The 26,991-nt window shown below is 44.8% G+C and carries 30 protein-coding genes and 1 tRNA gene; 20 read left to right on the top strand and 11 right to left on the bottom strand.

Features of this window, described 5'->3' with window-relative positions; translation table 11 throughout:
- Positions 1-2: 2 nt before the first annotated feature.
- Genes AZI87_RS13405 through AZI87_RS13395 form a run of 3 tightly spaced genes read right to left on the bottom strand, consistent with a single transcriptional unit; the run spans position 3 to position 2,660 of the window.
- Positions 3-1,043, bottom strand: a complete 1,041-nt coding sequence (locus AZI87_RS13405; RefSeq protein WP_063208153.1) for a DUF4421 family protein — start codon at positions 1,041-1,043, stop codon at positions 3-5.
- Positions 1,043-2,074 carry an alpha/beta hydrolase gene (locus AZI87_RS13400; protein ID WP_063208151.1) on the bottom strand — a complete coding sequence of 344 codons (1,032 nt, stop codon included), beginning with the start codon at positions 2,072-2,074 and terminating at the stop codon, positions 1,043-1,045. Before AZI87_RS13400 ends, AZI87_RS13405 begins: the two co-directional genes overlap by 1 nt.
- Before the next feature lie 31 nt (positions 2,075-2,105).
- The gene (locus tag AZI87_RS13395) at positions 2,106-2,660 is read right to left on the bottom strand and encodes a hypothetical protein (RefSeq protein ID WP_063208148.1); all 555 of its coding nucleotides are present in this window, start codon (positions 2,658-2,660) and stop codon (positions 2,106-2,108) included.
- 305 nt (positions 2,661-2,965) lie between these two features.
- On the opposite strand from AZI87_RS13395, the gene rpmI reads away from it, so the two are divergent.
- The 9 genes from rpmI to AZI87_RS13350 all read left to right on the top strand — a co-directional run bounded on the left by rpmI (position 2,966) and on the right by AZI87_RS13350 (position 10,487).
- A complete protein-coding gene (gene rpmI, locus AZI87_RS13390; RefSeq protein ID WP_011164102.1) occupies positions 2,966-3,157 on the top strand; it encodes a 50S ribosomal protein L35 in 192 nt (63 codons plus the stop codon).
- Between the two features lie 83 nt (positions 3,158-3,240).
- A complete protein-coding gene (gene rplT / locus AZI87_RS13385; RefSeq protein WP_063208145.1) occupies positions 3,241-3,588 on the top strand; it encodes a 50S ribosomal protein L20 in 348 nt (115 codons plus the stop codon).
- Between the two features lie 17 nt (positions 3,589-3,605).
- A complete protein-coding gene (gene fni, locus AZI87_RS13380; protein WP_063208142.1) occupies positions 3,606-4,661 on the top strand; it encodes a type 2 isopentenyl-diphosphate Delta-isomerase in 1,056 nt (351 codons plus the stop codon).
- Positions 4,658-5,974, top strand: a complete 1,317-nt coding sequence (locus AZI87_RS13375; RefSeq protein WP_063208139.1) for a hydroxymethylglutaryl-CoA reductase, degradative — start codon at positions 4,658-4,660, stop codon at positions 5,972-5,974. The genes fni and AZI87_RS13375 overlap by 4 nt, the downstream gene beginning before the upstream one ends.
- Positions 5,975-5,982: 8 nt before the next feature.
- Positions 5,983-6,882, top strand: a complete 900-nt coding sequence (locus tag AZI87_RS13370; protein WP_063208136.1) for a hypothetical protein — start codon at positions 5,983-5,985, stop codon at positions 6,880-6,882.
- Positions 6,879-7,859: a diphosphomevalonate decarboxylase gene (gene mvaD, locus AZI87_RS13365; RefSeq protein WP_063208134.1), complete on the top strand. Its 981-nt coding sequence runs from the start codon at positions 6,879-6,881 to the stop codon at positions 7,857-7,859. Before AZI87_RS13370 ends, mvaD begins: the two co-directional genes overlap by 4 nt.
- Positions 7,849-8,736 carry a mevalonate kinase family protein gene (locus AZI87_RS13360; protein ID WP_063208131.1) on the top strand — a complete coding sequence of 296 codons (888 nt, stop codon included), beginning with the start codon at positions 7,849-7,851 and terminating at the stop codon, positions 8,734-8,736. Before mvaD ends, AZI87_RS13360 begins: the two co-directional genes overlap by 11 nt.
- Before the next feature lie 117 nt (positions 8,737-8,853).
- Complete coding sequence (locus AZI87_RS13355) at positions 8,854-9,558, top strand: DNA alkylation repair protein (RefSeq protein WP_063208128.1); 705 nt, start codon at positions 8,854-8,856, stop codon at positions 9,556-9,558.
- 92 nt (positions 9,559-9,650) lie between these two features.
- The gene (locus AZI87_RS13350) at positions 9,651-10,487 is read left to right on the top strand and encodes a trypsin-like serine peptidase (RefSeq protein ID WP_063208125.1); all 837 of its coding nucleotides are present in this window, start codon (positions 9,651-9,653) and stop codon (positions 10,485-10,487) included.
- 18 nt (positions 10,488-10,505) lie between these two features.
- On the opposite strand, the gene AZI87_RS13345 is transcribed toward AZI87_RS13350, so the two are convergent.
- From AZI87_RS13345 to rsmG, 4 genes are all read right to left on the bottom strand, one after another.
- The gene (locus AZI87_RS13345; protein ID WP_063208122.1) at positions 10,506-11,261 is read right to left on the bottom strand and encodes a TrmH family RNA methyltransferase; all 756 of its coding nucleotides are present in this window, start codon (positions 11,259-11,261) and stop codon (positions 10,506-10,508) included.
- A gap of 11 nt (positions 11,262-11,272) precedes the next feature.
- On the bottom strand, positions 11,273-11,689 hold the full coding sequence (locus AZI87_RS13340) for a hypothetical protein (protein ID WP_063208119.1): 417 nt from the start codon (positions 11,687-11,689) through the stop codon (positions 11,273-11,275).
- Positions 11,686-12,810 carry a winged helix-turn-helix domain-containing protein gene (locus AZI87_RS13335; RefSeq protein ID WP_063208117.1) on the bottom strand — a complete coding sequence of 375 codons (1,125 nt, stop codon included), beginning with the start codon at positions 12,808-12,810 and terminating at the stop codon, positions 11,686-11,688. Before AZI87_RS13335 ends, AZI87_RS13340 begins: the two co-directional genes overlap by 4 nt.
- 75 nt (positions 12,811-12,885) lie before the next feature.
- Complete coding sequence (rsmG, locus tag AZI87_RS13330) at positions 12,886-13,737, bottom strand: 16S rRNA (guanine(527)-N(7))-methyltransferase RsmG (RefSeq protein ID WP_063208114.1); 852 nt, start codon at positions 13,735-13,737, stop codon at positions 12,886-12,888.
- A gap of 111 nt (positions 13,738-13,848) precedes the next feature.
- Here rsmG and pheS point away from each other — a divergent pair, with 111 nt between their 5' ends.
- The 4 genes from pheS to AZI87_RS13310 all read left to right on the top strand — a co-directional run bounded on the left by pheS (position 13,849) and on the right by AZI87_RS13310 (position 18,291).
- Positions 13,849-14,874 carry a phenylalanine--tRNA ligase subunit alpha gene (pheS, locus tag AZI87_RS13325; RefSeq protein WP_063208111.1) on the top strand — a complete coding sequence of 342 codons (1,026 nt, stop codon included), beginning with the start codon at positions 13,849-13,851 and terminating at the stop codon, positions 14,872-14,874.
- Positions 14,871-17,315, top strand: coding sequence for a phenylalanine--tRNA ligase subunit beta (pheT, locus tag AZI87_RS13320; protein ID WP_063208108.1), 2,445 nt, complete (start codon positions 14,871-14,873; stop codon positions 17,313-17,315). Before pheS ends, pheT begins: the two co-directional genes overlap by 4 nt.
- Before the next feature lie 126 nt (positions 17,316-17,441).
- Complete coding sequence (locus AZI87_RS13315; RefSeq protein ID WP_063208455.1) at positions 17,442-17,780, top strand: integration host factor subunit alpha; 339 nt, start codon at positions 17,442-17,444, stop codon at positions 17,778-17,780.
- Positions 17,737-18,291 carry a MerR family transcriptional regulator gene (locus tag AZI87_RS13310; RefSeq protein WP_253696814.1) on the top strand — a complete coding sequence of 185 codons (555 nt, stop codon included), beginning with the start codon at positions 17,737-17,739 and terminating at the stop codon, positions 18,289-18,291. The genes AZI87_RS13315 and AZI87_RS13310 overlap by 44 nt, the downstream gene beginning before the upstream one ends.
- Here the strand turns inward: AZI87_RS13310 and AZI87_RS13305 are convergent.
- Positions 18,284-18,688, bottom strand: a complete 405-nt coding sequence (locus tag AZI87_RS13305; protein ID WP_063208106.1) for a hypothetical protein — start codon at positions 18,686-18,688, stop codon at positions 18,284-18,286. The two genes, AZI87_RS13310 and AZI87_RS13305, sit on opposite strands and share 8 nt — an antisense overlap.
- Positions 18,689-18,804: 116 nt before the next feature.
- Here AZI87_RS13305 and AZI87_RS13300 point away from each other — a divergent pair, with 116 nt between their 5' ends.
- The gene (locus AZI87_RS13300; RefSeq protein WP_063208103.1) at positions 18,805-20,007 is read left to right on the top strand and encodes a hypothetical protein; all 1,203 of its coding nucleotides are present in this window, start codon (positions 18,805-18,807) and stop codon (positions 20,005-20,007) included.
- On the opposite strand, the gene AZI87_RS13295 is transcribed toward AZI87_RS13300, so the two are convergent.
- A complete protein-coding gene (locus AZI87_RS13295) occupies positions 20,004-20,735 on the bottom strand; it encodes a substrate-binding periplasmic protein (protein ID WP_155722572.1) in 732 nt (243 codons plus the stop codon). The two genes, AZI87_RS13300 and AZI87_RS13295, sit on opposite strands and share 4 nt — an antisense overlap.
- Before the next feature lie 168 nt (positions 20,736-20,903).
- Between AZI87_RS13295 and AZI87_RS13290 the strand changes: the two genes are divergently transcribed.
- Entirely contained in the window at positions 20,904-22,958 is a 2,055-nt protein-coding gene (locus AZI87_RS13290) for a S9 family peptidase (RefSeq protein WP_063208097.1), read from the top strand.
- Between the two features lie 39 nt (positions 22,959-22,997).
- Here the strand turns inward: AZI87_RS13290 and AZI87_RS13285 are convergent, their stop codons facing one another.
- Positions 22,998-23,231 (bottom strand): hypothetical protein, encoded by a 234-nt coding sequence (locus AZI87_RS13285; RefSeq protein WP_063208094.1) that lies wholly within the window; start codon positions 23,229-23,231, stop codon positions 22,998-23,000.
- Between the two features lie 213 nt (positions 23,232-23,444).
- On the opposite strand from AZI87_RS13285, the gene AZI87_RS13280 reads away from it, so the two are divergent.
- From AZI87_RS13280 to AZI87_RS13270, 3 genes are all read left to right on the top strand, one after another.
- On the top strand, positions 23,445-23,912 hold the full coding sequence (locus AZI87_RS13280) for a hypothetical protein (RefSeq protein WP_063208091.1): 468 nt from the start codon (positions 23,445-23,447) through the stop codon (positions 23,910-23,912).
- A 3-nt stretch (positions 23,913-23,915) separates the two neighbouring features.
- Positions 23,916-24,143: a hypothetical protein gene (locus tag AZI87_RS13275; RefSeq protein ID WP_063208088.1), complete on the top strand. Its 228-nt coding sequence runs from the start codon at positions 23,916-23,918 to the stop codon at positions 24,141-24,143.
- Positions 24,144-24,285: 142 nt separating this feature from the next.
- Positions 24,286-24,362 (top strand) — tRNA-Pro (locus tag AZI87_RS13270).
- A 27-nt stretch (positions 24,363-24,389) separates the two neighbouring features.
- Here AZI87_RS13270 and AZI87_RS13265 read toward each other — a convergent pair.
- Positions 24,390-25,286: a LysR family transcriptional regulator gene (locus AZI87_RS13265; RefSeq protein ID WP_063208085.1), complete on the bottom strand. Its 897-nt coding sequence runs from the start codon at positions 25,284-25,286 to the stop codon at positions 24,390-24,392.
- A 645-nt stretch (positions 25,287-25,931) separates the two neighbouring features.
- On the opposite strand from AZI87_RS13265, the gene AZI87_RS13260 reads away from it, so the two are divergent.
- Together AZI87_RS13260 and AZI87_RS13255 are read left to right on the top strand one after the other, a co-directional pair.
- Positions 25,932-26,444 (top strand): mobile mystery protein A, encoded by a 513-nt coding sequence (locus AZI87_RS13260; RefSeq protein WP_063208082.1) that lies wholly within the window; start codon positions 25,932-25,934, stop codon positions 26,442-26,444.
- Positions 26,401-26,988: a mobile mystery protein B gene (locus AZI87_RS13255; protein WP_063208079.1), complete on the top strand. Its 588-nt coding sequence runs from the start codon at positions 26,401-26,403 to the stop codon at positions 26,986-26,988. The genes AZI87_RS13260 and AZI87_RS13255 overlap by 44 nt, the downstream gene beginning before the upstream one ends.
- Positions 26,989-26,991: the final 3 nt, after the last annotated feature.

The following is a 26,991-nucleotide window of genomic DNA, read 5'->3' as shown; positions in this document are numbered from 1 at the left end:
AGCTAATCAAACCAGCTTGAAACTTCGTTGGCAGGAGGAATGTTGATGCCTTCAAAACGATAGGAATAAAACACCATAAGCTCGATATTGCTGGATTCGATATTGCCATCTTCAATCGTCGTGCTGACAGCATCAGAGATGACCTGGAATCCAGCAGAATGTCTTTGTCCATTGTATCCAAGGCCCAAGCGCCCCGTACTAAAGCTGCCAAGGGATTCGCTGGTCTCATCATCCTTCACCACGTATTCCAAATTCACCCTTTGATAGCCTAAGCCCAAGCCCACAAAAGCGGTGGCATAAAAATTTTGGTAAACAGCAATGCCTCCGATGGCAATGCCAGGCCCCGCCGTATCTCTTTGCATTCCATCAAGGTCACTTAAGGATCCAAATTGCGAAGCTGAGGCTGCAGGGATAAAAGCTTCTTTAGCGGCAATGGAATTTCGACTTGCATGAAAATAAGCGGACAGGCCCCAGTCACTTTCTTTTTGAAAACCCGCTTGGTCAAAAGCCATGGCTTGCGAAAAGTTTTCTTCATCGAGATTCCAATAGAAGTTAAAACCAAAATTGCGTGTCTTAATATCATCGCGAAAGATTTTCTTTGATGAGTTCGCAAAAGAGGGATCTAGTTCCGCTGAGTTCTCAATGTAGTAACCATCATAAGCTTGCAGAAAGAATTCATAGGTGCGCTTTCCAAAAAAGCGCAGTTGAAAATCCACCGCTGAGGAAGAACCGTATTTTTCCTTATCTTCCGTTTCAACTGGGTTTTGTACCGAAGCCGTAAAGCCCAGATTGCGGTAAGAAAAACCAAGACTGGATTTCGACGGCGAGTTCGGTAAGAACTTCGCATCCGTAAGACCCGAAGGAGCTAGTATCGTGAAATTGTAGCGAGGAACAGCCACTCCGAATTTCACTTTCAAAGTGTCCTTCGATTGCGGTGTCCAACTCCAATCTTCAAACTCCTGGTTCGTCAATTCTTCAGAAGGAGTTTGAGCGACAGCGAAGGAGGAAGTTAAAAGGATGACTAGGGGAAGAAGGCACTTCATCACGCTCTCCATAGGGAGGAAAGCCATTTCCATACTTCGACTCTGCGTTCCCCGATATCGAAATGATTTCCGTCGAACTCCACATACTCGTGAGCAATGCCACTTTCATTCAGGAACTTTGATATTTGTCGGCTTCCGTACTGGAGATGGAAGTTGTCTTTGCTCCCGACATCCAGATAAATTCCAGACAGTTTTTTTAAGTGAGAAAGCCGTTTGGGCAAAAAATGGACAGGGTCGTGTTTGAGCCATTGCTCCCAGAGAGCCGGAATTTTTTCGGCCGTGCGAATATCCAAAGGCCAATTAAATTCTACGCCAACGCCGTTCGCCGAATAGCAAGAGGCCATTCCAAAAGCATTGACGACAGAATGCCAGTTCTTAGCCTTCATCAATTTCTTATTTCTTAGTTCTTCAAGGGCTCGAGTGGCAGACTCTTTATATTTTTCCCAAAAAGGATGGGCCTGATAAAGTTCCGGTAAGAGGCTGGCTTCAAAAAAACAATCCGGTGCAATCGCCGCGACATAACTGAAGATCTCTGGATACTTTGATCCTAAATGAAGGGCGCCATAGCCTCCGCTAGATCCTCCCATCACGCACCAGTCTTGGGCGTTATGGGAGACAGGGAAGTGTTCTTTTAATGCGGGGATGATTTCTTTTACAATATAATCTTCGTAGTTTCCTGTGGCCGCAGAATTTATAAACTGAGAACCACCCCAAGAAGTCAAAGCGTCGATAAACACATACAAAGCTTCAGGGGCCTCACCACGCTCGACGGCCTGATCAATCACCTGTACGGCATTTTGTTCATTAAACTTAGGATTGAAATAAAAAGGGGAGTTACCAGTAAATCCACCTAAAACCATGATGACCGGCCAAGGGCCTTCATGGCGGGGGAGAAGAAGAGGATTAAAGCGTGTCGCTGGATCTTTGAGAGGATTGCCCTTAAGCGCAGCACTTTCAATTTTAAGAGTTTCAACTTGAAAGTGCTGTACTTCGTAAGCGCGATAATTTTTTAAAACTTCAGAGGTGATCATGAAAAAAGTCTGTCACCTTCCGAAACTTCAATCAATGCTTATCGTGGTGTGAAAGGGGCAGACGTTCGGCTTTTTCCAAACGCAGGTCTTTCGTGATAAATCCTGTGTAATTCATGTCACTGTCGACTACGGCTTCGGCCGATTCGCTTAAGACCACCATGTGTGTAGATTCAAAAAAGCGACCTGTTCCATCAAAGCGAAAGCCGACAAACAAAGTGTAAGCCGCGCCCGCCGACATCCAGCCACCGCGACCAAAAGATGTTTGTACTAAGTCTGTCCATTCGACAGCCCCACACTGAGGGATGTAACCGTCGGGAGTGGTGCTAGTTTCTTGGCAGTTTTCCATCTCAAGCTCGTGTTTAATCTTGCTCAGTTCGGAAGTGGGATCGTTCAGCATGATCTGGATGAATTCAGGCATTTCAGAGGCATCAATGTAGGCGGCGACCTGAGTTCCTTCTTTTTCTTCTGTTTCGATGCGTACGGTGGCGCTATTAGCGCTGGTCTTTAAGATTTTCTTAGGTTCGATCGCGTGAGCGGATAAAGAAAGGGATACGAGCAATACGATAGCTGAAACAAGTTGGTTCATACAAAGATCCTCTTTGAGTAAGTGGGTTTATCGCCTTATTTTTAAGCAAAAATCTTGTATCAAAGAATGGTTTGGAACTCTTTAAAATTTTCCGAAATTTGTCTTAAATTATTGAAATTATGGGGAAAATTAAATAACTTGGCTTTTCCGCAGGCCGGCCTTTAATTCCAGCTAACCCCTCAAAAAAGCTTGCTTTTACCCGACATGCGACATAAAACCATGAGTCCATAATTATGACTGTCTAAGGCAATGGTTAAGAGCTGTCCCCAACGGGAGAGACGCCTTATCGGTGGAAGGTAAACATTATGAAAATGCGCACTCACTCAGGCGCTAAAAAACGTTTGAAAGTTCTTTCAAGCGGTAAAGTTAAGAAAAAAAGCACTCGCATGCGTCACTTGAACTCACACATGAGCTCAAAAACGAAAAGACAACTAGGTAAGACATCATACGTAGAAGACGCGAACATGTTACAAGTTCGTCGTTGCTTGGTGTTCTAGGAATTAATCTAAAAATTTTAAATGTCTTTTCCGTACGTAACTTCGACGAAGTTCGAAGATGTACAGTAAATTTGAGGTAGAAAATGGCTCGTGTAAAAAGTGGTAAAACAAATCGTGCTCGTCACAAAAAGGTTCTTAAAAGAGCAAAAGGTTACTATTCAGCTGGTTCTCGCGCGTACATCCACGCGGTAGAGAAAAATGACCGTGGTATGGCGTATGCTTACCGCGACCGTAAAGCTAAAAAACGTAACTTCCGCACATTGTGGAATCAACGTATCAATGCAGCAGCTCGTTTGAACGGAACTACATATTCTCGTTTGATCGGTGGCTTGATTAAAGCTGGCATCCAAGTGGACCGTAAGATCTTGGCTGACCTTGCTATCAACGATGCAGCAGCATTCACTGCTCTTTGCAAACACGCTTTGGCGTAGGTCTGCAATAGCAACCCATGGAAGAGTCTAATAGCCAATTTGAACAAAGAAAGCGCGATCACATCAAAATCGCGCTGGATCCAAGGTCACAGACTGAGGGACAAAATGGTTTAGACTCGATCGAATTAATTCATGAGGCTTTGCCTAATTTGGATTTTAAAGAGGTCGATATTTCGACCTCTTTCTTTTTAAAAGATCCTGTCACTAAAGATTCTATTTCTCTCTCTTCTCCTATTTTTATTTCTTCGATGACTGCCGGCCATGAGCAAGGACGTGAAATCAACGAGGCTTTGGCTCGTTTGAGTGACCGTCGCCAGATTCTTATGGGCGTAGGTTCGCAAAGAAGAGAGTTGGAAGATTCTAATGCCGCTGAAGAGTGGAACCGCGTGCGTCGTCAGGCACCGAAGGCTCTGCTTTTGGGAAATATTGGAATCGCTCAACTGATCAAAAGTCCGATCGATAAAGTCCAACGTCTGATTGAGTCCACAGAGGCTATTGCGCTTTTCGTGCATGTGAATCCTCTTCAGGAAGCTCTTCAGCCAGAGGGCACTCGTGATTTTCGACATGGAATAGAAGCTCTAGAAAATCTGGTGAAAATTGCAGGGGTTCCCATAGTAGTGAAAGAAGTGGGCTGTGGGTTTTCCGTTGAAACCCTCAAACGCCTCGAAAATATAGGAATTTACGCCGTCGACGTTGCGGGTAAAGGTGGAACTCATTGGGGCCGGGTCGAAGGATACCGTTCGCAAGAGAATGATTTACTGTATAAAGTCGCGCAAACTTTCGCAAATTGGGGTATTAGTACAGTACAATCCGTTTTGAATGCCAAAGAAGCCCGCGTGAGTTATGAAATCTGGGCTTCGGGTGGCGTCAGAAACGGACTTGAAGTCGCAAAACTTTGCGCTTTAGGTGCTACCAAAGTAGGGCTCGCAAAACCCTTTTTGGAAGCGGCTCTGAAAGGCGATGAGGCCTTGGAAGAGCTTATAAATAAATTAGAAACTGAACTTAAGATTGCTTTGTTCTGTACAGGTTCAAAAAATCTTAAAGACCTTCAAACAAAGAGGGTGATTCGATGAAAAAGCAGCTTCTAGACATCTTTAAAGGTTTCTCAAAACTTTCTCGCGAGGAAAGATTGAAAGCGTTGATGGACGTTGGCGTTCTTCATGATTCCGATGTGGAGTATCTGTCTAAGGGCGGATTGCGCGACACTTCTTTGGGCGAAAAGTTTATTGAAAACGTCATCGGCTATTTCCAGTTACCTTTGGGAGTAGCAACAAACTTCAATATCGATGGCAAAGACTACGTCATTCCTATGGCGGTAGAAGAAACTTCTATCGTGGCGGCAGTCTGTAAATCGGCGAAATGGATTCGTGAATCAGGTTCCATCACAACGGAAGTTGTGGGGAACGATATCATCGGTCAAATCCAGTGTGCAAAGATTCAAGACTTTGCGAAATTTGAAAAGCAAATCCTGTCTCAGAAAAACTTCTTAATTGAAATTTCAAACCGTGAAGTGGCGTTCGGTCTTGTTCGCCGTGGCGGTGGTGTCCGTGATATCCAAGTTCGCCGTGTACCTCGTGGTGACGGAACGGACATGGCCGTTGTTCATGTGTTGATGGATCCATGCGATGCCATGGGTGCCAACATCATGAACCAAGTTTGTGAGTTCCTTAAAGAACCGATCGAACAGTTTACTGGTGAAAAAGTGACGATGTGTATTCTTTCGAATCTTGTGGATTCGAAAGTCACTCGCGCTACGGTTCACATCAAAGACATCGACCCTGAACTTGCTGAAAAAATCGAAGAAGCTTCTTTGTTCGCTCAGCAAGACCCTTATCGTGCAGCGACGAACAATAAAGGCGTTCTTAACGGGATTGACCCGGTTCTTATCGCGACGGGAAATGACTGGCGCGCGGTAGAGGCGGGTATCCATGCCTATGCTTCACGTGATGGACAATACCGTTCGATCACTCGTTGGTTCCGTGATGGAGAGGGTGGACTTAAAGGTATCTTTGAAGCTCCTTTGATCGTGGGCACCGTCGGTGGCGTAACAACTCTTCATCCGACAGCGATGATGTGTATGAAGATGTTGGGAACGACATCGGCAAACGAACTTTCGCGAGTTATTGCCGCAGTTGGATTGGTGCAAAATCTAGGGGCTTTAAAAGCCCTAACTACTGTCGGTATCATCGAAGGTCATATGAAACTTCACACGAAGAATTTGGCTTTGGGTGCGGGTGCGGAAGAAAAAGAAATTCCTCTTGTACAAAAGAAGCTTGAAGAAATCTTAGCAGTTCGTAAACGCATCTCTTTAAGCAATGCGATTGACGTGCTTAAAGAACTTCGTTCTTCGCAAAGAGCGACGACGACAACACACACTCACAGCTAGGAGAGGCCATGTCCCTGGTCTTCTCCGTTCCCGGCAAAACTTTTATCGCGGGTGAATACCTCGCATTGCAAGAAGGACCGACCCTGGTCCTTTTGTCGCAGCCTTGTTTTGAACTTGAAGCCCATAAGGGAAGTGGCAACCTGGGGTCGATTCATCCGGAGTCTCCAGCCGGTCTTTATATTCGTAAGCATCAAGACTATTTCTCTCAATTTGATCTTGGTTTTAAAGATCCTTACGCGGGTAAGGGCGGCTTTGGTGCTTCTACGGCGCAGTTTTTAGGTGTCTATGCTTTGTGGCTTTATAAAGAGGCTCCTCAACAGGACATGGAAAAGCTTCTGGATTTTAAACATCTTTTAGAAGCCTATTACGAAGTCGCATGGAATGGTGAAGGACAGCGTCCTAGTGGTGCTGATCTTGTGGGACAGCTCAAAGGCGCTTTAACTTTCTTTGAAAAGCGCAAAGGTCTGATCTCGGTCAAGAGCTGGCCGTTTGAAGATTTGGAAATCCACCTTCTGCACACCGGAAATAAAGTCGCCACCCACGAGCATCTGAAGAATTTAAAAACTTTTGATGCCAGCTCTTTAGAAAAAAGTTTCGCGATGATTCGCGAGTCTTTTGATACACAAGACGGTTCTATTTTTGTTTCAGGTATAAATGCCTATGCGGATTCTTTAAAGTCCTTGGGCTTTACCTGCAATGAAACTTTATCTTTGTTAAATGATATCAAGCAAATTTCTGGCGTCGTGGCGGCCAAGGGCTGTGGAGCTTTAGGTGCCGACGTGGTCCTGGTTGTGACTCGTAAAAACGAGTCCGAAGAGCTAAAACAGTTCTGCCAACAACGCCAATTATCCTTAATGGCTTCTTCGCAAAAGATCGCCAATGGTTTGCAAGTTCGAGGAACTCTATGAATCAAGTTTTAGTGTCTGCGCCTTCTAATATCGCTCTGATCAAGTACATGGGTAAAATCGAAGGTTCCGGTAATAAGCCAACGAATGGCTCCTTATCTTACACTCTGGAGAATTTAAGAACCTTTGTTCGCCTGACAGAGATTGAGGGTGGTAAGGATCAATGGAAGCTCTTGGTTCGAGAAGATCTAGAAAAAATGGATCTTTCTGAAAAAGGGCAGCAGCGCTTTTTAAAGCACCTGCAAAATTTAAAAGACAAGTGGGGAGTTACGAAAAACTTCCTCGTGGAGTCAGCAAATAATTTTCCTTCCGATTGCGGTCTTGCTAGCTCCGCTTCAAGTTTTGCTGCGTTGACTTTGGCTGCTGCGCAGATGTTTCAAAAGATCCATCCGCAACCGTGGGGCGAGGATAAGAAAGTCTTGTCCGAGCTGTCTCGTCAGGGATCGGGATCTTCCTGTCGTTCTCTATTCTCTCCGTGGGCGCTTTGGTTGCATGAGTATGCAGAAACCATGAATCTTCCGATAAAGGATATGCATCACATCGTGGTGGTGGTGGAAGACTCAAAGAAGGAAGTTTCTAGTTCGGAAGCTCATAAGCTTGTGACGACGAGTCCTCGTTTCGAAGGTCGTGTGGAACGTGCGGAAATTCGCCTTAAAGATCTTTCGCAAGCTTTGCAGTTTGATGACTGGCATATGGCCCGTCAGATTGTCTGGGACGAGTTCATCGATATGCACCGCTTGTTTGAAACAAGCACGCCGGCGTTCAGCTATATGACGGACGGATCCAAAAAAGTTTTGGAAGAATGCCAAAAGCTTTGGAATAAGTGGCAGGACGGTCCTTTGGTGACAATGGATGCCGGGGCGAATGTGCATATGCTTTTCAGGAATGATCAGAAGAAGTCTTTTGAAACTTATCGCGAGCTTTTCAAAAAAGAATTCAAAGTCTTGGCATTCGAAGGTGTGAAATCCGATGTCCATTGATTTCACCTGTAAGTCTTTTGGAAAGTGGATCCTTGCGGGCGAACACGCGGTACTTCGCGGTGTTCCCGCGTTGGTTTTTCCCATTCAGTCGCGCAACTTAGAACTGAGTTACACGCGTACGGAATCCTCTTTAGAGCTTCGTCTGGTCGGAGACCATGGTAAAGATCTTCAGCTTCTGGTTTGGGGAGTTCTGGAAAAAGCTTGTGAGCTTAAAAAAATCTCTCGCCAAGAACTCAAAGGTATTCTGCTTTTGGAATCCTCCATCCCAGTGGGCGCAGGTATGGGGGCGTCGGCCGCTCTTTGTGTCGCGCTCACTCGTTGGCTGGGTTATCTGGGATATGTTGAGGAAAGTGAATACTACGAGTTTGCACGTGATCTAGAAAATCTATTTCATGGTGAAAGCAGTGGGGTGGATATCGCCGTCGCTTTATCGGGCGAGGGTTTATACTTCGTACGAAATGGGGAGCGTAAGCCATTATCAACGTCTTGGAAACCGCATTGGTATATTTCCTATTCGGGCAAGCGTGGCGTAACGGTGGATGCTGTGAATAAAGTTAAAGACCTTCTTTTACAGAATCCCGAAGTCGGTGAAAAAATCGATAAGCAAATGGCCGAAGCTGTGGCTACAGCCGAAAAAGCATTAAAACTCGATATGCAAGATGGGCTTCCTCTTCTGGCAAAAGCCATTGAAGAAGGTGGAGAATGTTTTGAGCAGTGGGGCCTGAATGAAGGGGCTCCCGGTAAACATATACAATGGCTGAAAGAAAAAGGCGCTCTTGCCGTGAAACCGACGGGTTCTGGTGGCGGTGGCTACGTGCTGTCATTGTGGAGTAAGGTTCCGTCCGAAGACGTCCTTGAAAAATTGATTCCTTGTTAATAGACGGACTTCTGCAGAACGGAAGTCTGTTGATTTGGAAATATTCTTTCGAAACTAAAGGATGAACGAGAATACTAGGGTGTTGCGCTGACGAGGCTTCTCTCGTACCCTCAAGAAATGTTAGCGATCCAAAAAGACATTCTTAAGAAAAGAAAACCTGCCCGCGCTAAGACTCTGCAACGTTTCTTTAAGACGGGGCCTGGCGACTATGCGGAAGGGGATATCTTCTTAGGTTTGACTGTGCCGGAAAGCCGTTTGATAGCTAAGAAGTACAAGGATCTGCCTCTGAAAGAAGTCAGCCTTCTGGTTAAATCCCCGCATCATGAAGAGCGCCTGATTGGTCTTTTAATCTTAGTAAGTCAATTCCCGAAAAGTTCTGAAGTAGAGCAAGAAAAGATCTATAAGTTTTATCTAAAACACACGAAATATATCAACAATTGGGACCTCGTTGATTCTTCGGCAGAATACATCGTCGGTGCTTTTTTGTACAATCGCGACCGCAAGATTTTGCAGAAGTTAGCAAAATCAAAAAGTGTCTGGGAGCGTCGGATCGCCATGCTATCCACATTTCACTTCATCAAAAAAGGGGAAGTGAAAGACACATTTAAAATCGCAAAAATTCTAATGAATGACAGTCATGACTTGATTCATAAGGCCAGTGGTTGGATGTTGCGAGAAGCAGGTAAAAGAGTCAGCGAAAAAGATCTTCGTCATTTTCTTGATCTTCACGCTGCAAAAATGCCTCGAACCATGCTTCGTTATGCGATTGAAAGACTTCCTAAAGAGGATCGTCTTTACTATTTATCGCTCAAATCTAATTAATGAACATTGGCGGTGATCACGGGTGTCATCGCCGCCTTTTTTGGTGACCTGGCTTGAGAGCTGAAATAGCTCCTTCTTTCAGAGGGGGCTCTATGAAGATTTTCTTATTCACCATGCTGCTAGCGACACAATCTTGGGCTTTAACTAATGCCGTTCCTGCGGAAACGCCAGAGCTTGAATCCGTCGTTTTCTTCAGCGCCTTAGGATATGACCCCGACAGCAAAGACACTGTTTCCGGCATGTGTAATGGAAATCTTTTGTCGGACCGAGTGATGGTGACCGCGGCCCACTGTGTTTATCAATCCGAAGTTTTGAAGTCCTGGGAAATCGACATCCAAGTCGGTGAATACATCTATCGTAAAGCGCCGACAGGCGAAACTCGCCGCATCGGCTATATGACAAAATACCGTGAGACTGTGAAAGCGAGATTTATATATTCCGCGGATCTTAAACGCCGTTTGGATGTGCAAGGCTTGCGTTTGCGAATCGGTCCTGCGGAGGATATCGCGATTGTTGTTTTTGAAAAGCCATTGGCGCTGAAAGCAGATTTTCAATTCACTCAAATTGTTGCTCAGAGGGAATTGCCGTCGATTCATTCGCAGTTGATCAATTACTGGCCGACAGTTGTTACGATCAATCCAATCGAAGAAATCGCAACGACGGACACAAAAAGAATGGCACGCTTAGATCGTATTACAAAAAGCTCTAGCACTTATGAGTCTAAATCCACATCGCGCGTACAGCCCGGTGATAGTGGGGCACCATTATTTGCTCGAGTCGGGACTCAGTGGAAGCAAATCGGCGTGACCAAAGGCCGTGCTGAGACTTTGTTTTCAAATTGGGATGTTTACGGAGTCTTAGATCAAAAGATCTGTCAGATGACCCAACAGATCCCTGAAGCTGAAATCAAAAGTTTACTGTGTAAATAAGCTGCCTTCAGGGGAAGCTTATTTCTGAGAAACAGAATAGCTGAAAAGAGCAATGCTTGCCGCCACCGTCGCATTCAAGGATTCCACGCTTTGAGTAGCGACTGATAAGCGCTTTAAGCCTTTAAGGCCACTAAATCCAGGTCCCTCTTCGCCAATAGCTAAGCGGATGTTTTTGGGCCATTTGAAAGTAGCGACATTTTCGCCTTTCATATCTAGGGCGTAAACATCTTCATTGCCTGCAACAAAGTCCGTGAATTTACCGACGCGATAAAGAGGCAATTTTAAAAGAGCTCCCGCTGAAGATTTAATCGCTTTCGGGTGAAATGGATTGCAACTTTCTTCAGTCAGAATCATTTTGCTTGCACCAAAAGCCAAAGCCGAGCGAGCTAAAGCGCCCAGATTCGATGGATCTCCCAAAGGCGAAAGCACTTCCAAACCTTGCGTTTTCTCGGCCGACAAAGCGGGGATTTCCTTCGGTTCCAAGACCAAAAGATTATAGTGTGTGCCAATCACATCGACTTCGTTAAAAAGAGCTTTGGGAAGTTTGAAGACCGGAATGCGCTGACCTTTTAAAGAGGCCGCCGTCATTGTCAAAGATTTCAGATCTTCATGAACCAGTTCTGCCTTCACTTTGAAATTTGGGTTTTCTAAAAACTCACCAATCAGTTTTTCTCCCATCAGGATGAACTCGTGGTGTTTTTTGATTCCGCGGGCAGAAGATAAATCCACCCAGCGGCGAAAGTGGTCGTTGCTTTTCGAACTGATCTCAATCACGGCGCAAATCCTTATTTCTGACGATACAGCTTCACGTCAACGTAGCGGTTGTGACCTTTGGCAATACGGAGTTTCGTGCCTTCATAGTCTTTGTAAAGAACGATGGCTGCCGAGTGGTTGGCATCCATGACCAGCTTACCCCAGAAGACGTTGTCTCCACGGTAAAGGGAGCCGACAGCTTTGTGTGTGAAAACAGCACCAGAAGAAATCGCGATGGAAGCGCGTCCGATCTCTAACGGATCTTTTTGAATGTTGATATACCAAACGGCATTGTGTTCGTAAGCGACCCAATCACCATAGATGGTCGTTTCATTCAAAGCTTCGCGCACCACACTGGTTGGCCAAGGAACGATAGGTCCATCGCCAGGTCCGGCAAAGCTGAAAGAGGTCATGATGAAGACGGCCATAAAAGAGCTTAGGAGTTTCATAGTGGAGCTTCCTCTAAATTCTTAAAATGAACATGGGTTTGTGAGTTGAAGTAATAACCTTTGCGATCACGCAGGATGTAGCGCGGACTTTCTAAGTCCGGCTCTAGCAAAGTGCGCAGACGTTTGATCGAAACATAGATCAAATTGTCATGCAGATCGGGGTCGTAAACTTGCGACCAGATTTTTTCCGCTAAATCTTCCTTTGAATAGCGTTGGCCTGGATGTTTGATGAACATCAAAGCCATATCAAAAAGAATATGCTGATTCTTAAAATCAATCGGGCCTTTAGTTCTTTCGCGCACAAATCGATTTTTTTCGTCGATCTCAAAGTCATAGTGAGCTTTATGATTGCGCTCGCTTTCCGGATAGACTTTGAGGATGCGTTTATAAAGGCGTGGCGTCTTTTGCGGATTTAAACCTTTTAAGGCCAGCTCGGCATAAAGGCGGTAGTGCTCGTGCTGTTGTTGTGCGCGGGCTACGAGTGCCAGCTCTCCTAAAACAGAGGAAATCGACGTTTGGTAACCATGACGTTTTGCCGTCTCATAATTTTTCCAAAGCGTGTTTAAGGCTGCTTCGTACTGTTGAGATTCAATATAAATATAACCGCGAACATTGTTTGCAATCAGGGAAAGCTCGGGATTTTCTATTTCCGCCAGCAGAGTTTCGATCTTGCTTAAAAGCTGAAGGGCTTGCGTGAAAGTTTTTTGATTGAATGACAGTTGGAATGCATTGATTAAAAGCGCTCTTGCTAGAACTTCAAGATCGCGACTGTGGGTTGCTTTGTTGATCGCCGAATCCAGATAGGCTTGTGATTCAGCCGCTTTTCCCTGAGCTAAAAACCAAGAGGCAATCAAAGTCTGCACAGAGGCTTGAAGAGACTCAGAAAGTTTGCCCGAAGCCAAAAGCTCCAAAGCTTCGAGCATGACTTTTTCAGCCGTGGCAATGTCTTCAAGCTCAATACAAGATTGAAGATAAACTCGCGCGCTTTCAATCCAGAAGGAATGTTGTTCCGTCTTCGCAAATGTATGCAAAGCTTCCGCCGCCGTTTCACGAGCCTCTGGCATATCCCCATTGCGGGACTGCAGTTTGGCTAGTTGTAAAAGGTGGGGAAGATTTGTCATCGTTCGGGTTTCTATTTCTATGGGGAAAGAGAGTCAATTCTTAAAATTTCTTACTTGCCGCGAGGGAGGCGTGGGTTAAGTGTATTTGGCCCAACGTCTTTTCTCGTCTCCGGAAAGTTCGTCAAATAAAAGCTCTTCGCCTTCATCCTCTTCAGGCAGAGGCTTGTTTTTGATCTTTTCGTAAACAACCAAGCGACGCTCATGCGGAGTTTGGGGAAGAGTGTAGGCGACGTCTTCAACAAGTTTGTAATACTCAGACCACTCAGTTTCTTTAAAGGCTTTGATTTCTGGATCAACTCCAGGGCCTTTCATGAAATAAACGCGGCCGCCCGTTTGAAGGCAACTGATCACGTTCCCCAAAGTATTGCCGATATCTTCCACCGCGCGAGTAATTGCTCCATTCACGGGATACATGCAGTGTTGGTTGATATTGCGACCCAAAATATCGAGGTTTTGAAGCTTCATTTCAGAGCGGACGTGCTTTAAAAATTCCACCCGGCGCTGAACGCCTTCTCCCAAAAGAATTTTTTCGTCGGGAAGCATGATTTTTAAAGGAATCCCCGGAAAGCCTGGGCCCGTGCCTACGTCTAAAAGCGGAAACTGGAGTTTCGTGTATTTCAGGATGATGATGCTATCGATGAAATGTTTAATAGCGACGTCGCGCAGTTTCAGCAGGCGAGTGAAATTCTCTTTTTCCTGATTTAACATCAAAAGACGGTAAAAATGTGCCAATTGCATGCGCTGCTCGTGGTTCACCATATCGAAACCGTGATTGCGGAAGACATCGGCCAGGCGGTCGTTGGCCTCATTGAGCTCATAAATCAGCTCAGGCTTCTTATGACGACCCATGTTCGAAGGGGAGAAGTTTCCACGGGCTTCTTGACGGGCTTTATAGGGACTGTAGTTCGATTTATTTTTATGCGCCATAAGGGTCCTGGGAAGATAGGGGGAAAGCCCTGAAACCTCAAGGATTTTCTGCGCTGTGTGTAAAAGCTAAATGCTTGAAAATACGGGCCTCTGAGGTGATTATGAGACCCTATGTCCACGACCAAACTTGATTCCATCAAAGATACAGCCCTGGCGGCTTTTAAAGCTGCTCCAACATCTAAAGACCTCTACGACCTCAAGGTTCAATACCTGGGGAAAAGCGGTTCACTTACAGAGATCATGAAAGAAATGGCCTCTTTGCCGAAAGAGGAAAAGCCTCTGTTTGGTAAAAAAGTGAACGAGGTGAAGCAGCTTCTTGAGGCTGCTTACACGGAAGCCGAAGACACTCTGAAGAAAAAAGAGATTTCGGCAAAAATGGCGGCCGAAGAAATCGATCTGACTTTGCCTGCGGCTTCGCAAGCAAAAGGCTCGGCTCACCCAGTGAATATCGTCGTGGAAGAAATCTTTACGGTGATGGCGCGTTTGGGTTACAGCGTGCGCACCGGTCCACTTATCGAAAAAGATTATTATAACTTCGAGGCTTTGAATATTCCTGCCGATCACCCTGCGCGTGATATGCAAGATACTTTCTTTATCGATAAAAGCCATGTTCTTCGCACGCACACATCTCCGATTCAAATCCACTCTTTGGAAACCGAACAGTTGCCATTGCGTGTGATTGGTACGGGCCCGGTGTTCCGTTGTGATAGCGATATTTCACATCTTCCAAACTTCCATCAAATTGAAGCTTTGTGTGTGGATGAGAAAGTTTCAATGGCCGATCTTAAAGGCACGATCAGTTTCTTCGTTCGTGAGTTCTTCGGTCCTGGTTTGAAAACAAGATTCCGTCCTAGTTTCTTCCCTTTCACCGAACCTTCGGCAGAGGTGGATTGTTCATGCCCCATCTGTAAAGGAAAAGGCTGCAGTCTTTGTAAACAATCGGGCTGGATTGAAATCGGCGGTTGCGGTCTTGTGAATCCGAAAGTGTTCCAAGCGGCGAAAATCGAATATCCAAAATGGCAAGGTTTTGCGTTCGGCTTCGGTGTTGAGCGTATGGCGATTATTAAATACGGCATCGAAGACATTCGTTTGTTCCCTGAAAATGATGTGCGTTTCTTAAGGCAGTTTGTAAAATGAAGATCAGTTTAAAATGGCTCCAAGATTATGTTGATGTGACTGAGTTCTTTCAAAAACCGGAAGAGTTGGGTGAAGCTTTAACTCGCGCCGGTCTTGAGGTGGAAGAAATCACCAATCGTGCGAAAGACTTTAACCACGTGGTTGTAGGTCACATCTTAGAAAAAGATAAACATCCCAATGCGGATAAACTTTCTTTGTGCCGCGTTTCTACAGGTGAAGGTGTTGTTCACCAGATCGTGTGTGGAGCGCAAAACCACAAAGCCGGGGACCGTGTGATCGTGGCTTTGCCGGGGGCTGTATTGCCAGGTAACTTTGCGATTAAAAAATCTGCGGTTCGTGGTGTGGATTCAGCAGGCATGCTTTGTTCTTTGAAAGAGCTAGGCTTAGCGAAAGAATCTGAAGGTATCGCGATTCTTCCTGCAGATGCTCCGGTCGGAAAACCTTACGCAGAATACGCGGGTTATGACGACATCACTTTCGAATTAAAAGTGACTCCCAATAGAGCGGACTGCTTAAGCCATTACGGTTTGGCGCGTGAAGTGGCTTGCCTGTATGGTAAAGAGTTGAAAGTTCCAAAGGCCGAACCAAAAGTAAATTCGCAATCGACTAAGAGTGAGATCTCTTTGGATGTGAAGGCTTTTGATTTATGTCCTCGCTATACGGGTCGATACCTAAAAGGCTTGAAAGTCGGTCCCTCCCCAGAGTGGTTGGTAAAGCGTCTTGAAAGTGTGGGTATGAACTCTATTAATAACATCGTCGACGTGACAAACTATGTGATGATGGAATTAGGTCAGCCTCTTCATGCTTTTGATGCCGCTTTCATTGCCGGTAAAAAAGTGATCGTGGATCGCGCGACAAAAGGTGAAAAGTTCATCACTCTTGATGGCTCTGAAATTACTTTGACGGGTGATGAACTCACAATTCGTGATACGACTCATCCCGCATGTCTTGCCGGTGTGGTTGGTGGAAAGAACTCGGGCGTCACGGATTCTACGACGGAAGTTTTCTTGGAATCTGCTTACTTCCTACCGATGAGTGCGCGTAAAACATCTCGTACACATGGTATTGATACGGATTCAGCTTACAGATTTTCTCGCGGTGTGGATCCAGATGGTGCACTTCGTGGGTTGAATCGTGCGACGGCTTTGATTTTAGAAGTTGCGGGTGGTGAAGCTTTCGGTGATCACCATGATTTCTATCCAAATCCAGTGAAGAAAGCTCCGGTGACGATCTCTGTACAAACGGTGACGGATCGATTGGGCTACCAGGCGGAAGAACACAAATTTGTGGATTTCATGAAGCGTTTGGGGTGCCAGCTTGAACAGGTAGGAACGGGTTCTTATAAAATTCTTCCTCCGACATTCCGCTTTGACCTTGAGCAAGACATGGATTTGGTTGAAGAGTACGCTCGTTTGAATGGTTATGAGCACATCCCGGAGTCTTTGCCGGTGTTTAAGACCATGCCGTCTCATCACGACAAAGCATTTATGCTGAATCGCACGACGAGCGAGTTGATGCGTGCCGAAGGTTTCCAGCAGGCCGTGAACTTTGCGTTCGTGGGCTCTAAAGCTGAAAAAGCTTTCTTAGGTTCTGTGGAAACTTTGAAAGCAGCAGGCTTGTCTGTTTCCGAAAAAGAAATCCGCATCATGAATCCATTGAATGAAGAAATGGATGTGATGAGAACTTCTTTGAGCTTCGGGCTATTCAAAAATCTGAATACAAACTTCCACGCAGGCAATATGCAAGGTCGTTTGTTTGAGATCGGAAACTCGTTCTTTATGAAAGAGGACGGTGGATACGGCGAAACAAGTCGTTTGGCATTAGCTCTTTGGGGGCGTGCATCTAACCTTTGGAATAAATCTTTGGATTATCCTGTGGTGTTCGAACTTAAAGCAGCCGTTGAAGTGTTGCTGAAGTCTTTGAATATTTCTGCTTACACGTGGGTGACACCAGCAAACAAAGCAGAAGTGCCAGCTTTCTTGCATCAAGGACAATATGCTCAACTTTTAGTTGAAGGTAAAAAGGTGGGCTTCATCGGAACTCTTCATCCGGTTCTTTTGGATGATAATAAGATTCGTGTGCCTGCGGCATTGGCAGAGCTTGATTTAGATCTGCTTTACAAAGGCCAACCTCGTCCTTACCGCATCCAAAGTATTTCAAAGTTCCCGGTGGTAGAGCGCGACTTTGCGTTTGTGATGCCGAAAACTTTGAAAGTCGGCGATGTGCTTAAGGATATTCGTAAAGCCGCGGGTTCATTGCTAGTGAATGTGGACGTCTTTGACTTGTATGAAGGCGAAAAGATGGAGGCGGGTAAGAAATCCGTCGCGATCCGCCTCTGGCTGCAAGACAAAAATGCCACACTGCAAGAAGCGCAAATCGCAGAGACGACAAACAAGGTGCTTGAGAGCTTGAAAAAGAATTTTGATCTTTCTGTGAGATAAATTCTTGATTGTTTTCAGTTACTTGTTACCCTTTGTAATAGAAATGGTTAATCCCGCCAAAGCACGGAGTGCGAAGGCGGAAATGGAGTATAAATCATGGCTGGCCAGAACTTAGGTAAATCAACGGTGACTAAGGCCGATATCGTCGAGAACGTGTATCAAAAGATCGGTTTCTCGAAAAAAGAAGCTTCCGAGCTTGTTGAGCTTTGCTTCGATACTTTGAAAGACGTTTTACAAAACGGCGACAAAGTAAAAATCTCTGGTTTTGGTAACTTCGTTGTTCGCGGCAAAAACGAACGTATTGGTCGCAACCCTCAAACAGGGGAGCAGATCAAGATTTCCGCTCGCCGTGTTCTTACGTTCCGTCCTTCGCAAGTTTTAAAAGCGATGTTGAACGGTGAAGAGTACGCTCACTTAAAAGATGAGGACGATGATGATGACGACGACTATGATGACAACGAATAGTGAGCCAGAACAACTCGAAATGGATAGTTCCGAGTTGTCTCTTGGTGATAGCCACGTTGATTTCATTGAAGAGTCCGCAGCTGCTCCGGTGACTGCGACGGCTCCGATCTCGATTCCGGCAATGCTTTGTGATGACAAGCTTTTGGAAGAGATCAATGCCATCCCGGATAAAATGGGATTTAAAATCGGCGATGTTGCTGAAATCTTGGGTATCAAACAATATGTTCTTCGTTACTGGGAAACAGAGTTTGAAATCCTTCGCCCTAAAAAAGCCTCTAACAATCAACGTATGTACACTCGTAAAGATGTCGAAAATGCGTTGTTGATCCGTAAACTTTTGCACCGCGATCGTTTCTCGATTGAAGGCGCAAGAAATGCGATGAAAGAACTTAAAGCTCATGTTCGCAAAGAAAAAGATATGAGCCAGGTGATTCATAAGCTTGAAAACTTCAACGAGACGGTTGAAGAGTTGATTATGGATATTCGCCGCGTTCGCCAAATGTTTAAATAGAATCAAAATCCGAATTTAATGGAGAGCACTGAAGTGATCTCCATCGGGTTCGATCAGAAACGTAAATTGCGATTGCTTGAATATTTTGCGATCGCAAGTCGGCACTGTGGACTCCCATAAAATAAAAAGACCTTTTAACTTCACCGTTCTGTCTAGTTTTTAAGTCGTACTCAAGGCTCCGCCGAAACTCCCGAACCTGACGTGCTTCGCACGACGTTTGAAGCTTAATTAAATAATGAGCCCATGGCTCTAGCTGTAAATTCAAAGAAGTTTTTAGCCCCTTTGCAGTGTCTTCCAGAAAGACCTGTCCCAGATTGTCGAATTCAGCTTTTGCTGAGTTGGCTTTTGATGGATTTGACAACACAAAAAATAAGGATAGGGTCAGAATAAATTTCATAACGCCTCTCAATCTTCCACTCTATTGTAGATGTTCTTTTTGCCCTTGTGTCGCAGCTAGAGGTCGGGTGTGTAAATACAGCTTCGCGCTTATTTTCTCAGTGATAATATAGCTCAATGAAAAGAGTCATATTACTTAGCGCATTGCTATTAGCAGGCTTGGTTCTTTCTCAGGTTCTCCCATTGCTACTTAGCATTCCCGTTTGGGTGTCGGAGTTGCGCGAATTCATTACCATGGTTCTTTTAGCCTACATCATGATTGAAGTCGGTCGCGAATTTGAAATTAATCTTAAAAAAAAGCGGGAGTATGGATGGGATTATTTCGTCGCAGCGACAGCGGCCGCATTCCCCTGGATTTTCTGCAGTTTATATTTCTATTGGATTCTTATGCCAGGAGCAGAAGCCTCCGAAAAAGGTCCCTTGGTAGAGTCCTTGTTGGTAGGACGTTTTGCAGCGCCAACGTCGGCTGGAGTCTTGTTCTCTATGCTGGCGGCTGCGGGTTTGGCTTCAACCTGGGCCTTTAAAAAAACGCGTATTTTGGCCATTTTTGATGATCTGGATACGGTTTTATTAATGATTCCTCTTAAAGTGATAATTGCGGGTTTCGTATGGCAATTGGGAGTCGATTTAGTTGCAATTGCTTTTATACTTATAGCTGGCGTGAAACTGTACCGTAAGGTGAGTCTTCCCACCTCTTGGCCGTGGGTGCTTTTATACTCATTTTCAATCACGGCAATGAGTGAGGGAATTTATTTTTTAACGAAGGATCCCGTCACCACTGTTGGATCGCACATTGAAGTGTTGCTACCGGCTTTTGTCTTAGGTTGTATTTTTAAACCATCCGAGTCCAAAGAAGAAATCACAACTCCAGGAGAAGATACACCAGGCAGTTCAGACGAAGAAACTGTAGGCTTGATAGTATCAAGTGCGTTCATGTTTTTAGTCGGATTGTCGATGCCTGCTGCCTTTGGTGAACGCCGTTTAGTAGCCTTGGAAATGGGTGTTTTAGAAACCTTATTTCACGTAGTGATGATAACTTTATTGGCTAATATTGGAAAATTGTTTGCAGCATTTTGCTATAGGAAAGAGGCTACCTTCAAAGAGCGACTGGCTGTTTCTATTTCACTATTTCCTAGGGGCGAAGTGGGTGCTGGTGTATTGGCAGTATCCCTTTCTTACGGTATCACTGGGGCTCATGTGACAATTGGCTTTTTGTCTTTGGCACTAAATCTTATTCTTACCGGCGTTTTTATTCTTATTGTGAAGAAGCTGTTGGAACAAAAAAATATCGAAAAAAGGTTCGAACAGACCGTGACCTAGGGATCTTTATTCAGGTTTTCTGAGATTTGTGGATACTGCCGTAGGTCGCCGCGCAGGTTTTTCACCAAAGCTCTTTCGATTTTTGGCATGTCCTTGGCGTGTTTTTTGTGGAAGGTAAGATAGAGCGGAACTTCTTTGAATACTTCCTCACTGTAAACGATTTTATTTTTTGCTTCAGGGTGAGAATTCACCGCGCTTTTTCCGACTTCTTCAATCGCGATAAAATAGTCTGCCTTGCCCTCAAGAACGGCGGTGACGCTTTGAAGCGGGCTGTTCGAGTTTATGAAATTAAGCTTCCGACGAAGAGCTTCTTCTTCGATGATCTTATTCGCCGAAGAAACGCAGCCTTTTAACTCTGCCAAGACAGCATTGGAAAAATTCTTATTTTTAAATTTCGGGTTTTCTTTGCGGTAAAAGAAACGGCTTCGTGTGTTTATTAAAGGAAACGAAGTACTTACTGTGTTTTTGCGATCCTTCTTTATATGCAGATCATCGTAAAGGATTCCATCGACACCGCCCGAAAGCATCTCGTCATAGGGAATTTTGCCAGAAGTAACTTTGATACGAGATTCAAAGCCCGCATCCTTCAAGGCTTTTTGCACGAAGTTTTGATATTCGATGATAGAGGTCACTCGTTTGACTTGATACGGAATTCCTAATGTCAGGGATTTATCCTGAGCAAGAGCCGTAACGTTCCAGAGTAAGAAAATAAAAAATAATGTCCTCACAAAAGTTAGTTTACACGGAAGTAGGCGCGGATTCAATTTGTCTTCGCAAAATGTGTAGGAAGTTTTGACTGGCTCCCATTGGTTTTTTCCGTCCAAGCATAGTAATTTACTCAAGATGCGGGCGTAATTCTCATTGAGTGTCCAATTTCTTGTGTATAGAGTAGCAACATGAAAAATAAAATTTCCATTCCTAAGGCACCTCAAAAGTTAAAAAATCTTGAACTGCACGGAGATATTCGCGTGGATCCGTTCTTCTGGTTGCGCGAAAAAGAAAATCCCGAGACGTTGAAATATCTGAACGCCGAAAATGCTTATTATGAGGCGCACATGAAACCATTGGCTTCACTGAAAGATAAGCTTTTTAAAGAAATGAAAGCGCGAATCAAAGAGGATGATTCTTCTGTTCCGGCACCATACGGCGAGTATCTTTACTACACTCGTTATAAAAAAGGGAAACAGTACTCTTATGAATGCCGTAAGTTGAAAGCCGGTGGCAAAGAGCAGATTCTTCTGGATAAAAATGTGCTGGCGAAAGGGAAGAAGTACTGTGATGTCACTTCAGTGAAAGTGAGTCCAGAGCATGATCTTCTTTCTTACTGCGCGGACTTCGATGGCTCCGAACGCTACACGGTTTATTTTAAAGATCTAACCACTGGTAAACTTCTTAAAGACACTATTCCAAACTGCAACGGGGCCGTGGCTTTTGCGGAAGACAATGAAACTGTTTTCTACGTGCGTTTGGATGAAAATCTTCGTCCTTATCAAGTGTATCGTCACAAACTGGGAAATCCGGTTGAACAGGATGAACTTGTTTATCATGAAAAGGACGCTAAGCAGTTTTTGGGTCTTAGTAAGTCTGCGTCTCACAACTTTATCTTTATCGGCAGTTACGGAAAGATCACGTCAGAAGTGTGGTATCTGGATGCTCATAATCCAAGCCTACCAGCTCGTTGCATTCAGCCTCGTATCGAAGGTCTTGAATACGATGTCGATCATGCCGCAGATAAATTCTGGATCCGCACGAATCTAGAGGCGCAAAATTTTAAGATTATGACAACGGGTCTTTTGGCGACAGAAAAAGATCATTGGAAAGACTTTGTTCCGCACAAGCCAGAAATTTTTGTGGGTGAGTTTCATCTGTTTAAAAACTTCCTGGTTCTTGGTGAGCGTGAAAATGGCCTTCCGCAGGTGCGTATCTTTGATTTGCAAAAGCAAAAAGATCACACCATTAAATTCAAGGATGCGGCTTTCAATGTGAGCATTACGCCGGATAATTATGAATATAAAACTGAAAGTTTGCGCTTGAATTATTCGTCCCCGATCACGGTGCCGACAATTCTTGAATACAATATGCGTACTAAGGCGACAAAGACCCTTAAGACAAAACAGGTGAAAGGTCATAAGTCGGCAAATTATGTTTGCGAGCGCGTGTGGGTGACAGGCCATGACGGGACTAAGATTCCTATGGTTCTCACATACAAAAAAGGTCTTAAGAAAAATAAAACCAATCCCACGTATCTTTATGGATACGGTTCTTACGGTGCGATTATTCCAGACTCCTTTCCGGAAAGACGCGACATCTTCCGTCTAGTCGATCGTGGTTGTATCTTCGCCCTGGCTCATATTCGTGGAGGCGGCGAGATGGGGCGTCAATGGTATGAGGACGCTAAGTTTTTGAAGAAAACAAACACTTTTAAAGACTTTATCTCTTGTGCCGAATACCTGAAGGATAAAGGTTATTCTCATCCGCAGAAATTGGCGATTGCCGGCGGCAGCGCGGGTGGAATGTTGATGGGTGCTTGTATGAATATGCGTCCGGATCTTTTTGACGTTGTTGTGGCGCACGTTCCTTTTGTAGACGTCGTGAATACGATGCTGGATAAAGATCTGCCTTTAACTCAAACTGAGTACAAGGAATGGGGGAACCCTGAGGATCGTGAGTACTACTTCTACATGAAGTCTTATTCTCCGTATGACAATATCGAAGAAAAGAATTATCCGACTTTGTATGTGACTTGCGGCCTCAATGATCCGCGCGTGACTTATTGGGAGCCAGCAAAGTGGGTTGCGAAACTTCGTGATAAAAAGACGGACGATAATCTAATTATTTTTAAAACGAATATGGGGGCTGGACACTTCGGAAGCTCAGGTCGCTTTGACCATCTTTATGAAAACGCGGAAGAATACGCGTTTGTTTTAAATCACTTCGGAATTAAGAAGTAAAAACAAAAAAAAGGTCTCTGGAAGCAGAGACCTTTTTCTTTATAGAACCATTGTCAGTGAATGAACCAAAGAAGCTGAAAATAATAATACAAGAATTACGTGGCCGACTTTATTTTTTAAGGCCTTCTGTTTAGTTTCCTCCCATGGCGGCAAATACGCCAAAGCTAGTATCATCATCGCAATTTGTAAGCCTTCTTGAGCGTCGCCTTTCACAAAAATAGCAAGGGCAAGAAGCGCGTAGTAGGGGGCGTATTTTAGAACTCTTTCTTTCATAACGGACTCCTTTAGTTCTTACGAAAGGTGTAAAGCGACAACCGTGCCCCCGCATCAGGTGTTCATCTCGTATAGATTTTATTTGGCGCTGAATGAGTCTGAATTTCCGGATGACTTTCCAGATTCCGCCACATGACTTTTGCTAGTGAGCCCGAGGAGTTCTTGCGGGTCTTGGAAAAGATTCCCATCCTAGATTGAGAAAAGGGAGTTTTTATGTTCTCTAAGATTTGCGTTTTCGCATTTTCGATTTTCTTTTTGTCTTTGTCTGTACAAGCCGACTGCGGAGACGAAGTCACTCGCGAATTTTCCGGGGATGAAGCCGTGACCATGGCCTATCTTCTGAAAAACACCAGTTTCGCGAAGAAGACGAATGAAGGATATGTCGCGACTTGGATATTGCCAGACCTTCAGTGTGTGCAAACAATTCGCGGCGTGAATCCTGATGTACTTCCTACTTTCGCTTGCACAAAACCAGCGAAAGTCGGGCTGATTGCCGCCAAAGATTTTTTCGATGCCTTGGCCGAGTTAGGTGTTATGCCCGAGGGTGGAATGAGTCATGTAAATATCAAAGCCAAGAATATCATTTGCAAAGTTCATCGCAAAGGGGAGGGCGGATATGCGGTGAATCCTCGATGCTCCGTCACCGCTAAATGGGGTGATGAGTGTGGGTATGAGAGGTAGCTGATGCCTCGATATAAAAACCAAAGTGGAAACTCGGGTGTGATCGCCTATGAAATTCGAAAAGATTCGATCCTTGTGACTTTTGCCGGAGGAGATGTGTATGAATACTCCTATCAGTCGACCGGAAAAGAAAACGTGGAGGCGATGAAGGCTCTCGCGGTCGAAGGGAAGGGGCTTAGTACCTTTATCAGCACTCGAGTTCGTGAAAAGTATGCCCGGAAGATAGCGTAAGTTCTTTGGGAGCTTTTGACGCTAATGCTTACTGCCGCCGTGGCAGGTAAGATAATATCTCAACTTATGTGCACCAAATGACGAGCGGCGCGAAAACTTGTGCGCTGATTTTTCCTTTAGTAAAGTTTTACACAGCAATCGTCTGCGTGTGGCTCAGCTTGGTAGAGCACTTGCTTGGGGTGCAAGAGGTCGCTGGTTCAAATCCAGTCACGCAGACCATTCTCTCACAACACTATAGATACATTTCTAAAGTTGATCCCATAGCTTGTTCAGCCATCCTAGTGCGGACGGATCCTTAGTGATTAGTCGGACATTTTGATGGCAAGAGTACGGATAACCAGTCACTTTCAGCACTTCTAAATCAGCACTTTTAACAAAGTAATCAGGCAAGTAGGCAAGAGCCGCACCCGTGCCGACTAAGTTCTCCATCAGCTTAAGACCGCACACCTTGTAGCGAATTTTTCTTGGAAATTTGTCGTCTCTCCAGCCGTCAATCGAATCCGATTTTGTTATTTTTCCTAAAACGGCAGAGTCTGGTGAAACGAATGAGTGCTGAAGCAGCTCTTCGGGGGGGATGGCTTTTTGAGATCCGTACTTTTTGTAGAGTGGATGCACTTTCGACGCCGTCGTTTTGAACTCGACTTTTGCGATGAGTTTTGAAGAAAGCTCTATAGGACTTTCTGAAGTGATGAGAGCTAAATGGGCTTCGCCATTTTTGACCTGCTCAATAGCGCTTTCGTCAGAGCGGATTAAAAACTGGATTTTTGCTTGGGGATAAATTTTCGAGATTTTTTGAACGATCTCAATACCGAAGTAACTTTGTAGTATTTCTTCAGAAGAAATAAAAACATTGAGACTGCCGGACTCTTTGCCACGCAACTCAAGCTTCGCATCTTCCTCCAATTGAAGTATTTGCGCGGCCTTTTTCTTCAATATAAGACCTTCTGGCGTAAGTTTAATTCCTCTGCCAGTTTTGAAGAATAGAGGCGTTTGCAGCTCGTCCTCAAGTCTTGATATAGCTTTACTCAGAGAGCCGGCTGAAACGTTGATGGCTTCCGCCGCACGGTTGACGTTTTCAGTTTGAGCGACGGCAATAAAATAGCGAAGTTCAAATATTTCCATAATCGAAATGAATATTTCCATTTCATTTCTTTTTCAATGAGATCAGTTTGGCTATAAGAAAAAACCTCGATACCGAGAATTAAATACTTGGAAATAAACTAAAACAAAGGAGATAAGATGAAAACATTCGCTATTCTTTTAACGATTCTCTCAGGCAGCACCGGCTTCGCAGGAGGAGTCACTTGTACACAATGTCCAGCCGAAAGCACAATGTGCGCCCCAAGAGCCGATTGTGCCGAAGATACGCACACAACTTTCAACTGCCGATTCGAGGGCTCAAATGGACAATTTCAACTTTTATTAACGAGTGGAGCGGGTCGTGACCTACGTGTGGATACCCTAAAGGGCCGCTATGTTTCCGAAAGAAACTCCTATGCAACCTTCAGATGCCTAGAAGTTCGATAAGCGTCAAACATCCTTTTGCGGTCTCAGCCGGGGCCGCAGACCTAGACCTTTCATTTTAATTACACATAATTTACATATTCGTTTGACACTTGTTTTTATGGTGATTACCGTAAAGAAGTGCTCAGTAAGAGCTAATTACATCTCACACCCACACATTTCGTCTATATATATGTAGATATATTTTGTCTAAAGGTCTACCTATATATGGACGATAATGTATAATAAGTCTATATATAGATAGACTAAAGAAGCGAGGACCGCGTGGGTGCAAAAACAGCAAAACTTCGTCGACATCAGTTGGATCGATTTTTTCGACAAAGCACGGCCGTGCTCTCTATGCCAGCTCCCAAGTACGGGTGGGTGAAGGAGATCCGCGAAGCTTTAGGAATGACGATGCAGGATTTGGGTGAACGCTTAGGTGTGATCAAGCAGCGTATCGAGCGCATTGAGAAGGATGAAATCGCCGGCAAAGTGACGCTGCAAACGCTGCAAGATACGGCGGAAGCTCTGGATTGCGAACTTGTATATTTCTTTGTTCCGAAGGGCGAAGGTTTGCAAAAGAGTTTAGAGAATCAAGCGTTGAAGGCGGCACGCGAAATAGTGAAGAGCACTGAACACACGATGGGCCTTGAAGCTCAAGATACATCCAAGCAAGCGCAACAGCACTTGCTTGAAAGTGTCGCACAAGAACTTTTAATGAAAGAAGATCGCAGAATATGGAGAACGAAGCGTGAAAATTCAAAGTCCTCCAGGGGCCACACCTCTCGACGATGAAACTTTGCAAGGATTGATTCCCGGGCTAACCACTTATCGCGAACTGGATGAGTTTGAAGCTGCGGGAATAGCACGCGCTCTTCTTTGGGCTTTTAATAGTCGCACCTTAAAAAAAGATCTGCTCTCGGCTTCAGGGCTGTGTCTTTTACATCGAAGAATGTTTCAAGACACTTGGGAGTGGGCGGGGACTTTTCGTCGCCGCGAAACAAATATCGGTGTGTCTCCAGAGAAAATTCAAAACGAGTTGGGTCAGCTGTTGGGAGACGTAAAATACTGGCTTACACATAACACATTTTCCACAGAAGAAATCGTGGCCCGCTTCCATCATCGCTTGGTTTGGATTCATCCTTTTCCCAATGGAAATGGACGTTTTTCTCGACTGGCGGCAGATCTTTTGATGGAACACATTGGTCAATCTAGACCCACATGGGGGCAGGTGAACCTTGGACAGATGGGACAGAAACGAGCGCAATACATTCAAGTGCTTCAGATTGCAGATCGCTCTGAAAACTACGCACCGCTCATTGAGTTTATGAAAAGTTAGAAT

Origin of the sequence: Bdellovibrio bacteriovorus (genome assembly GCF_001592745.1) — a bacterium.
In the GTDB taxonomy this organism is placed as follows: Bacteria; Bdellovibrionota; Bdellovibrionia; order Bdellovibrionales; family Bdellovibrionaceae; genus Bdellovibrio; species Bdellovibrio bacteriovorus_B.
This window is presented reverse-complemented; position numbering and strand designations above follow the sequence as displayed.

Bases quoted from the DNA above. Each gene is read 5' to 3' on its own strand.
- AZI87_RS13405 (WP_063208153.1), bottom strand. From the start codon at position 1,043: ATGAAGTGCCTTCTTCCCCTAGTCATCCTTTTAACTTCCTCCTTCGCT.
- AZI87_RS13400 (WP_063208151.1), bottom strand. From the start codon at position 2,074: ATGATCACCTCTGAAGTTTTAAAAAATTATCGCGCTTACGAAGTACAG.
- AZI87_RS13395 (WP_063208148.1), bottom strand. From the start codon at position 2,660: ATGAACCAACTTGTTTCAGCTATCGTATTGCTCGTATCCCTTTCTTTA.
- rpmI (WP_011164102.1), top strand. From the start codon at position 2,966: ATGAAAATGCGCACTCACTCAGGCGCTAAAAAACGTTTGAAAGTTCTT.
- rplT (WP_063208145.1), top strand. From the start codon at position 3,241: ATGGCTCGTGTAAAAAGTGGTAAAACAAATCGTGCTCGTCACAAAAAG.
- fni (WP_063208142.1), top strand. From the start codon at position 3,606: ATGGAAGAGTCTAATAGCCAATTTGAACAAAGAAAGCGCGATCACATC.
- AZI87_RS13375 (WP_063208139.1), top strand. From the start codon at position 4,658: ATGAAAAAGCAGCTTCTAGACATCTTTAAAGGTTTCTCAAAACTTTCT.
- AZI87_RS13370 (WP_063208136.1), top strand. From the start codon at position 5,983: ATGTCCCTGGTCTTCTCCGTTCCCGGCAAAACTTTTATCGCGGGTGAA.
- mvaD (WP_063208134.1), top strand. From the start codon at position 6,879: ATGAATCAAGTTTTAGTGTCTGCGCCTTCTAATATCGCTCTGATCAAG.
- AZI87_RS13360 (WP_063208131.1), top strand. From the start codon at position 7,849: ATGTCCATTGATTTCACCTGTAAGTCTTTTGGAAAGTGGATCCTTGCG.
- AZI87_RS13355 (WP_063208128.1), top strand. From the start codon at position 8,854: ATGTTAGCGATCCAAAAAGACATTCTTAAGAAAAGAAAACCTGCCCGC.
- AZI87_RS13350 (WP_063208125.1), top strand. From the start codon at position 9,651: ATGAAGATTTTCTTATTCACCATGCTGCTAGCGACACAATCTTGGGCT.
- AZI87_RS13340 (WP_063208119.1), bottom strand. From the start codon at position 11,689: ATGAAACTCCTAAGCTCTTTTATGGCCGTCTTCATCATGACCTCTTTC.
- AZI87_RS13335 (WP_063208117.1), bottom strand. From the start codon at position 12,810: ATGACAAATCTTCCCCACCTTTTACAACTAGCCAAACTGCAGTCCCGC.
- rsmG (WP_063208114.1), bottom strand. From the start codon at position 13,737: ATGGCGCATAAAAATAAATCGAACTACAGTCCCTATAAAGCCCGTCAA.
- pheS (WP_063208111.1), top strand. From the start codon at position 13,849: ATGTCCACGACCAAACTTGATTCCATCAAAGATACAGCCCTGGCGGCT.
- pheT (WP_063208108.1), top strand. From the start codon at position 14,871: ATGAAGATCAGTTTAAAATGGCTCCAAGATTATGTTGATGTGACTGAG.
- AZI87_RS13310 (WP_253696814.1), top strand. From the start codon at position 17,737: ATGAGGACGATGATGATGACGACGACTATGATGACAACGAATAGTGAG.
- AZI87_RS13305 (WP_063208106.1), bottom strand. From the start codon at position 18,688: ATGAAATTTATTCTGACCCTATCCTTATTTTTTGTGTTGTCAAATCCA.
- AZI87_RS13300 (WP_063208103.1), top strand. From the start codon at position 18,805: ATGAAAAGAGTCATATTACTTAGCGCATTGCTATTAGCAGGCTTGGTT.
- AZI87_RS13290 (WP_063208097.1), top strand. From the start codon at position 20,904: ATGAAAAATAAAATTTCCATTCCTAAGGCACCTCAAAAGTTAAAAAAT.
- AZI87_RS13285 (WP_063208094.1), bottom strand. From the start codon at position 23,231: ATGAAAGAAAGAGTTCTAAAATACGCCCCCTACTACGCGCTTCTTGCC.
- AZI87_RS13280 (WP_063208091.1), top strand. From the start codon at position 23,445: ATGTTCTCTAAGATTTGCGTTTTCGCATTTTCGATTTTCTTTTTGTCT.
- AZI87_RS13275 (WP_063208088.1), top strand. From the start codon at position 23,916: ATGCCTCGATATAAAAACCAAAGTGGAAACTCGGGTGTGATCGCCTAT.
- AZI87_RS13265 (WP_063208085.1), bottom strand. From the start codon at position 25,286: ATGGAAATATTCATTTCGATTATGGAAATATTTGAACTTCGCTATTTT.